The organism is Vibrio sp. YT-17, from assembly GCF_033337375.1.
Lineage (GTDB): Bacteria > Pseudomonadota > Gammaproteobacteria > Enterobacterales > Vibrionaceae > Vibrio > Vibrio alginolyticus.
Window position 1 is genome coordinate 41,091 of record NZ_JAWOQP010000032.1, and the last position, 7,344, is coordinate 48,434.

Below are 7,344 nucleotides of genomic sequence, written 5' to 3' on the forward strand. Positions count from 1 at the left end.
CTGTTTTAGCTTTTCTTCTACAACCGATAGGTTTTTCTTCGCGGCTTCAAAGTTAGGCTTTTCCTCTAGCAGTTTTTTATACAAATCAGCCGCATCTTCTAATTGACCATTTTGAGCGAGCGAGTTGGCGAGGTTATAGCGGCCGTTAAGGGAGGCATCATGAGAAAATGCTTCGATAGCGGCTTCGTAGTCACCTTTTTGATAACTGGCGGCTCCTTTCCAGCTTGGGTTTGTAAATAGGTTTTGCGCCTGTTCATACTCACCTTGCTTGTAGAGTTCCGCTCCTTGTTGGTCGGCATTTAAGAACGGATTAGCTTCTGCATGCGGTGTCCACGTTACTGGGACTACACTCGCAACTACCATCCAAATCAGGCCGCGTCGAAACAGTAAAGCCGCAGGAAGAAGTAACAACGGCAGTAACCAAAAGCCACTGTTGAGACGAGAATCAGTTTTAACTTCTTCGCTTTGGGTCGCAGAAAGCTGGCTACCAATGTTATTGGTAAAGGCCGCGATATTTTCAACATCACGGTTGGTGTGTTGAATAGGAACAAATAGGCCACCAGTTTTATTCGCTAGCGTCTGTAGGTTTTTCAGGTTTGTTTTCGCTACGACGGTTGTGCCTTGTGCCGTTTTTAGCAGAGAGCCATCGGGCAGCGCGATAGGCGCACCGTTAGGAGTTCCGACGGCAAGAACAGAAATGCGAAACTTTGTACCTTGGACTAAATCTAACGCGCGAGACAGCTCTGACGTATCAAGATCATCCGCTAACACGATGATATCGCCTTGTTGCGTGCCGGCTTGAGAAAACTGGTTGATCGCAAGTTCAATCGCGGCAGGCAGGTTTGCTCCTTGAAAAGGCATCAGCTCTGGTGACAAATTTTCGATAATGCCCGCAAGCGTGCTGGAATCAGTTGTCAGTGGACTTAAGTTATAGGCATCGCCAGCGTAAGCAATAAGTCCAGTGGCTCCCTCTTTCCATTTAGGCAGCAAATCGAGCGTCTTATAACGTGTTTGTGCTAGCCGATTGGGTTTGATGTCTGTAGCAAACATAGAGCGAGACATATCAAGCACCAAGATACGGTTTTGGTTTAACTCAAAGCTTGGTCGAGCATTGGACTGCCAGCTTGGCCCCGCTAATGAAATGCAAGTTATTGCCCAAGCTAAACCCCATAGAGTGAAGTAATGCTTAGACTGCGTGTTTTGTCCGAGCATCCGCGATAGGTGAGGGGCAATCAGTGTGGACTTTTGGGCTCTAAATTTGTGATTAAGCAAGAGTGCGATAGGGATCACGATGAGCCCCAAAAGCCAATAAGGATTGAGGAAAATAAACTCAGCCATGTTTTCTCCTTAATAGGAATAACAATACCGATAATACAAATGCAGCGCTTAATGGATATGGAAACCATTCAGACTGTGGGCGCCAAGTTTGTGTGTCGCTAGATACGGGTTCTAGCTGGTTGATGGTGTCATAAATCTTTTCGAGCTCTTCTGTATCTCGCGCTCGAAAATATTGTCCACCTGTCACCTCTGCCACTTTAGTCAGTGTTTGTTCATCTAAATCGGCTGCGGTGTTGACTTTGCGAGTCATGAAAAACTCCTTCACCATCATTTCACCAGCGCCCACGCCCACGGTGTAAATAGTGGCGTTGTATTTTTTCGCAATTTCCGTTGCTTCTAGCGGCTCGAGCACCCCTGCAGTATTGCTGCCGTCACTGAGCAAAATCATGACTCGTTGCGGAGCATCACTGTCTACAAAGGTTTTTGTGCCTAACCCAATACCATCACCAATGGCGGTTCGTTGACCAACCAAACCGATGACGGTTTGATTAATCTGTTGCATGACGCTTTTTCGGTCTGCAGTGAGTGGTGTTTGCAAATAAGCATGGTCGCCAAACAAAACAACTCCGAGACGGTCACCTTTTCTCTTTGCTACGAAATCAGACAGAACTTTTTTGACTGCTGTGAGGCGATCGATATATTCGCCGTTGAGTTCCATGTCTTCCTGCTGCATCGAACCGGACAGATCGACGACTAACATCAAGTCCCGATATTTGGGTTGGAATTCAACGGGATCACCAAACCAAACTGGACGCGCACAAGCGACGACAAGAAGGACCCAGATCGCGATTGAAAGTGCTTTTTGCAGCGCTTGCTTAGGCTTGCTGCGATTCTCATTGGTTGGTAAGTACGCCAATTTGATCTCGGCTTGTTGAGATTCTTGTGGCAGGAACTTGTATACCAGCCAGGGGATGGGCAACAAAAACAGTGCCCACCACCAGACAAATTCAATGTTTAGCCATTGGGCAAGATCGGTTATGAGTGTTTGCTCAGTCACGGTTATTTGCCTTTTTCTTTGGTGGTAAAGCGTAGGTTATCCAAAAGACACAATCGTCTACCAAGCTTTGATGCTGCCCTTGGGAAGAATTCTGATACAACGCTTCTTGCCACTGATGTTGTTTGTCTACGAATCGACTTTCTTTGGTATGGCTATCGAGAAATTCATACCAAGCGATTCCGGTTAATGGTGCGATCTCTTCACGCGGAAAGTAACTCAATGCTGCCTGGCGCAATATTTCCAGAGCAGAAGAGGGGGTATGAGGCGCGGTAGGTTGAGTTAAAAGTGTTAATGCTGTCTTTTTTGCGCGTAAGTGTTTTTTACGCCATCTCACATAAAGACAAATGCCGAAAACGAAGAGCAAGGTGGCTGCAAGCACCACCCACCATCCCCAAGCGAGCGGAAACCAATCCGGTGCGTTTGGCAAAATCAAAGGTTCAAGGTCTAGGCTTTGGTTGTTTGTTGTCATTATTATTACTGCTTAATAAATACTGCTTGTCAGTTTGTTAGCTTAATTGTGAAATTAAGGGCCAGCCACTTGATAGCGTGTTAAATGGAATTGCTATCGAATGGCACTGCTGCTTAATGGTTTCTTGATGTTGGGTAAAGTGGTTTTCGAGTTCTCTTCGTTGTCCTTTAGAGCCAAAGTTAAACCATTGACTATGCAGCCCATCCGAAGCTTTCACTTGACCTCTAAAGTCTGTTTCGCCTCTTTCTAACGGATCATAAAATTGAACAGCCCTTACGCTATTGTGTTGTTTGAGTCGACGTAGTTGTGCCAGTTCCGTTGGTATTACGTGGGCAAAATCACTGAGCATAATCAATTCGCTACCTTTTGGGGTGAGCGTATGAAGTGTCTCCAATACTTGTGCATACGGCAGTGTACGAGTGTCGTTGCTTGCAGTACGAGTTACTTGCGCATTATGTATGTCGACTATGGCGTTAAGAATCCGCAGCCCTTGTCTTTGTAAAGAAGAGGGGCGAAATTCAAGACATTGATGTCCGTCATCAATCACTGCGCCGATGCGATTTTTTTTAGCTAGAGTTAGCCAAATTAGAACACTGGCAAAGTGGGCCAATTGAACGGATTTGAGTACATACTTAGATCCAAAATGTAGACTAGAACTTAGATCAAGATAAAGAATGACCGCTTGCTCTTTATCTTCTGCAAACAATTTTGTATGTGCTTTACCGGTCCTAGCGGTGACTCGCCAATCAATGCTGCGAATATCGTCGCCAGGTTGATATTGGCGCACCTCCATAAAATCCATACCTTGCCCTTTTTGGCGACTGGTATGGTTACCACTCATCTGCGACCAGAGACTCTGTGCTGGTGGTAACCAACGTACAGATTGAGTGCGATATTGGAGCAGCTCTTCAAGGGTTAATGTCACCCCATTCGCATGAGGTGGTAATGAATGTGTAGCGGACATATCACTCACCTGTTTATGCACTGCCAACAAGGTTTAGCAGTTTATCGATGACCTGGTTTGCCGTAATGCCTTCCGCTTGAGCGTGGTAACTCAACAATAAACGGTGGCGCAGTACCGGATAAGCCATGGTTTGAACATCTTCCGGAGAGACAAAATCACGACCAGCAAGCCAAGCGTGCGCACGTGCACAGCGATCAAGAGCGATGGTGGCACGCGGACTCACACCCATTGACAACCACTTGTCCAACTCAGTGTCATATTCGTTGGCTTGACGTGTCGCCATAACTAAACGGACGATGTACTGCTCTATCGTTTCCGCCATATGAATATCCAACACTTCTTTACGTGCGGTGAATATATCTTGTTGGCTTAACATTGGGCGTTCAACCTTTGCTTCGCCTTTTGCTTCTCCGCGGTTAATACGCAAGATAGATAGCTCATGCTCCGCATCTGGGTATTCCACTTCTAAATGCAGTAAAAAGCGGTCTAGCTGCGCTTCAGGAAGGGGGTAGGTCCCTTCTTGCTCTATCGGGTTTTGAGTTGCCATAACCAAAAACAACTCTGGCAGCGGGTAGGTATGACGACCTGCTGTGACTTGTTTCTCTGCCATTGCTTCAAGCATTGCCGCTTGTACTTTGGCTGGCGCACGGTTTATCTCATCCGCAAGAATAAGCGAGTTGAAGATAGGACCTGATTGGAAAGTGAATTCTCCGGTTTCGGGACGGAAGATATCGGTGCCGGTTAAATCGGCTGGCAGCAAATCAGGGGTGAACTGAATGCGGTGGAAGTCGCCTTCAACACAGTCTGAGAGTGATTTTACTGCACGGGTTTTTGCTAACCCAGGAGGGCCTTCAACTAAAATATGCCCATCCGCAAGAAGCGCAACAAGCAGTTGCTTTACCAGATCTTGCTGTCCGATGATCTGCGACTCTAAGTATTGCTGAAGAGTTTCGAAGTTAGATTTATGCATGCTTTGGACTCTCGGTATCCATGTGATTTTCGTGTTGAGTATTGGTCATTTTCCATGTGAAAAAAGTTCCAACGCTCTATTGCAATTTATCTTTTCAATATTGGGACGCTACAGAGAATTGCAAGTACGTGCTATCTCTGAAAGTGCTTATTTGACAGTGTGTTACATTTATTTTTCATAATATAATGAGAAATGCCTCTAGTTTTGTACATATGAGCCGATAAAGATTCCGTGGTGTGCGTGTCATGAGATATGCACCTAATTCCCCTTGTGGGGCCAATAACAAGTGATTCTTTTAAAAGGTCCGAATATGTTGAAACTTCATTCCTTGAGCATCAAACAGAAGGTTGTACTTGGCATTACGTTTGCTGTTCTAGCATCAACAATCATTGTTGGTGTTATGGCTCAGCGTCATGCGAGAGATGTATTGAGCCATCGTCTTATTGACATCGAGCTACCTGCGATGTTGCAGCAAATCAATACCGAAATTGACCGCGAAGTTGTCGAAATGCAACAAGCGGCAAAACAGCTGGCTACAAACGAATTTATTGTTGAAGCCCTATCTAATACAGACCGTGATCCGTCAGTAGAAGTTCAGTTGGTTCAGCAGCTCAATAACGTTAAATCACAGTATGGTCTTAATGATGCGTCGGTAGCGAATCGTCAAACGGCATATTACTGGAATCAAAACGGATTCTTACGTCAACTTAACCGAACGCAAGATGCTTGGTTCTTTGGATTTACGTCGTCTGGTCAAGAAACGTCCGTGAGTGTGTTCCAAGAGGCAAATGGCGAAGTGAAAATGTTTGCCAATTTCCAAGATCTTAATGGTACATCAATGTCAGGTCTCTCTAAATCTATGGGAGACATGGTTGCTTTGCTCAATGGGTTTAAAATTGAAGATACGGGTTACGTGTTCCTCACTAATGAACAAGGCCAGATTCAAATACACCGCCAACAAGGTAAGAACCAAACTTCTATCACTAAACTATTTGGTAGTGACGCAAGTGCGCTGTTGAACAAAAATAGCTTCAACCTAATTAATGTGGAGTTTGAAGGGCAGGATACTTTTGTTTCTAGTTTGTATGTTCCTTCAATGAACTGGTTTGTTATTGGCGTGGTTCCCGTTGATGAAGTATTCGCAGACCTGAATGCGACAGCTAAAAAAATGCTGTTTACGACCATCATTGTTGCCGTTGTATTCATCCTCATGGGCGTATGGTTAGCAAACAGCATTACGAAACCAATCCGACTGATTGCCGATCGTTTTACCGACCTTGGGCAAGGTGAAGGCGATTTGGCGCAGCGTATTGAAATTAAGGGTAATGATGAAATTGCTCAGCTTTCAAAAGGCTTTAATGGATTTATTGAGAAGATTCATGCCACGATGAAAGAGGTTGCTCTAACCAGTGGCTCATTAAGTCAAGCGGCAGAAAGTGTGTCAACGAAAGCAACATCCACACACGACAACAGCCAAGAGCAGCGTGATCAAACCATTCAAGTAGTTGCAGCTATCAACCAAATGGGTGCGACCATCAGTGAAATTGCATCGAACGCTGCTACCGCTGCTGATACGGCAAATCAGGCTTCAGATAACACTCAAACTGGTCGAGAAGTTGTGATGAAAGCAAAAGAGGTGATCAGCCGCCTAGCCGATGATGTTGAAACAACCAATATTGTTGTTACGCAGTTGGCGTCGACAACCAAAGATATTGGCTCGATTCTGGGTGTAATTCGTGACATCTCTGAGCAAACGAATTTACTTGCGCTAAACGCTGCAATTGAGGCTGCTCGTGCTGGTGAGCAGGGACGTGGTTTTGCGGTTGTTGCTGATGAGGTAAGAAACCTAGCTTCACGCACGGCTGATTCTACAGAAGAGATTCAGCGCATGATCAATCAGCTTCAAAGTGACGCACAAGACGCGGTAAGTGCTATGGAAGCGGGCAAAGCGGTCACCATAGAAGGGGTTACTTCTACCGATGAAGCAGTCGAGGTATTAATCAGTATTTCTGAACGAATCACCGACATCTCTGATCGTAATACACAAGTTGCAACGGCGACGGAAGAGCAATCCACGGTGGTGCATACCATTAATCAAAATATCGAAGAAATCAACGCGATAAATGAAATGACAACCGCGACAGCAGAAGAGTTGGCGGATGCAAGTCGCGATCTTCAAGCGCTCTCTTCTCGTTTAGACAAGATGGTTGGTAGCTTCAAGTTATAGAGTTGGATAGAATAGGCGAAGTTTAAAAGTTCAATCATTAATTTTAGGTAAGTACTATGAATGACTTCGAAAAAGAACTAGAGCAAATTTCTCAAGAAACCGCTCAGGAGCCAGAAGTAAAACTGCCGTCGCTAGAAGAGCAAAAAGCGATCGTCGCTGAGCTGAAAAAGCTGGAAGCGGAAGGTAAGCTGACGCCAGAAGTGTTAGAACAACACTTTGGTAAGTTTAACCAAAAAAACGCAGTTCCAATCCACTAAGTTAGGTGGTGTTTTGCCTCTAACGTGCGTGATTAAATCACCTGCTTGACCCGTCCTGATATGGGTTGACACTTTTTAACTAAAACGCTCGATGTACTTCATCGGGCGTTTTGTATTTTAAA

General features: G+C 45.2%; 7 protein-coding genes. 2 read left to right on the top strand and 5 right to left on the bottom strand.

Annotated elements, in window-relative coordinates; translation table 11 throughout:
- From R7F67_RS21840 to R7F67_RS21860, 5 genes are all read right to left on the bottom strand, one after another.
- Positions 1–1,338: VWA domain-containing protein (locus R7F67_RS21840; RefSeq protein WP_318057374.1), on the bottom strand; the 1,338-nt coding region annotated here is incomplete at its 3' end.
- Entirely contained in the window at positions 1,331–2,335 is a 1,005-nt protein-coding gene (locus R7F67_RS21845; protein ID WP_318057375.1) for a VWA domain-containing protein, read from the bottom strand. The genes R7F67_RS21845 and R7F67_RS21840, both read right to left, overlap by 8 nt.
- The gene (locus R7F67_RS21850; RefSeq protein WP_017821862.1) at positions 2,328–2,804 is read right to left on the bottom strand and encodes a DUF4381 domain-containing protein; all 477 of its coding nucleotides are present in this window, start codon (positions 2,802–2,804) and stop codon (positions 2,328–2,330) included. Before R7F67_RS21850 ends, R7F67_RS21845 begins: the two co-directional genes overlap by 8 nt.
- Positions 2,805–2,841: 37 nt before the next feature.
- Entirely contained in the window at positions 2,842–3,768 is a 927-nt protein-coding gene (locus tag R7F67_RS21855; RefSeq protein ID WP_318057376.1) for a DUF58 domain-containing protein, read from the bottom strand.
- Between the two features lie 13 nt (positions 3,769–3,781).
- Positions 3,782–4,738 carry an AAA family ATPase gene (locus R7F67_RS21860; RefSeq protein ID WP_025768547.1) on the bottom strand — a complete coding sequence of 319 codons (957 nt, stop codon included), beginning with the start codon at positions 4,736–4,738 and terminating at the stop codon, positions 3,782–3,784.
- A 310-nt stretch (positions 4,739–5,048) separates the two neighbouring features.
- On the opposite strand from R7F67_RS21860, the gene R7F67_RS21865 reads away from it, so the two are divergent.
- Positions 5,049–6,965: a methyl-accepting chemotaxis protein gene (locus R7F67_RS21865; RefSeq protein ID WP_017821859.1), complete on the top strand. Its 1,917-nt coding sequence runs from the start codon at positions 5,049–5,051 to the stop codon at positions 6,963–6,965.
- 56 nt (positions 6,966–7,021) lie between these two features.
- Positions 7,022–7,222: a restriction endonuclease subunit S gene (locus tag R7F67_RS21870; RefSeq protein WP_005375165.1), complete on the top strand. Its 201-nt coding sequence runs from the start codon at positions 7,022–7,024 to the stop codon at positions 7,220–7,222.
- Positions 7,223–7,344 lie beyond the last annotated feature (122 nt).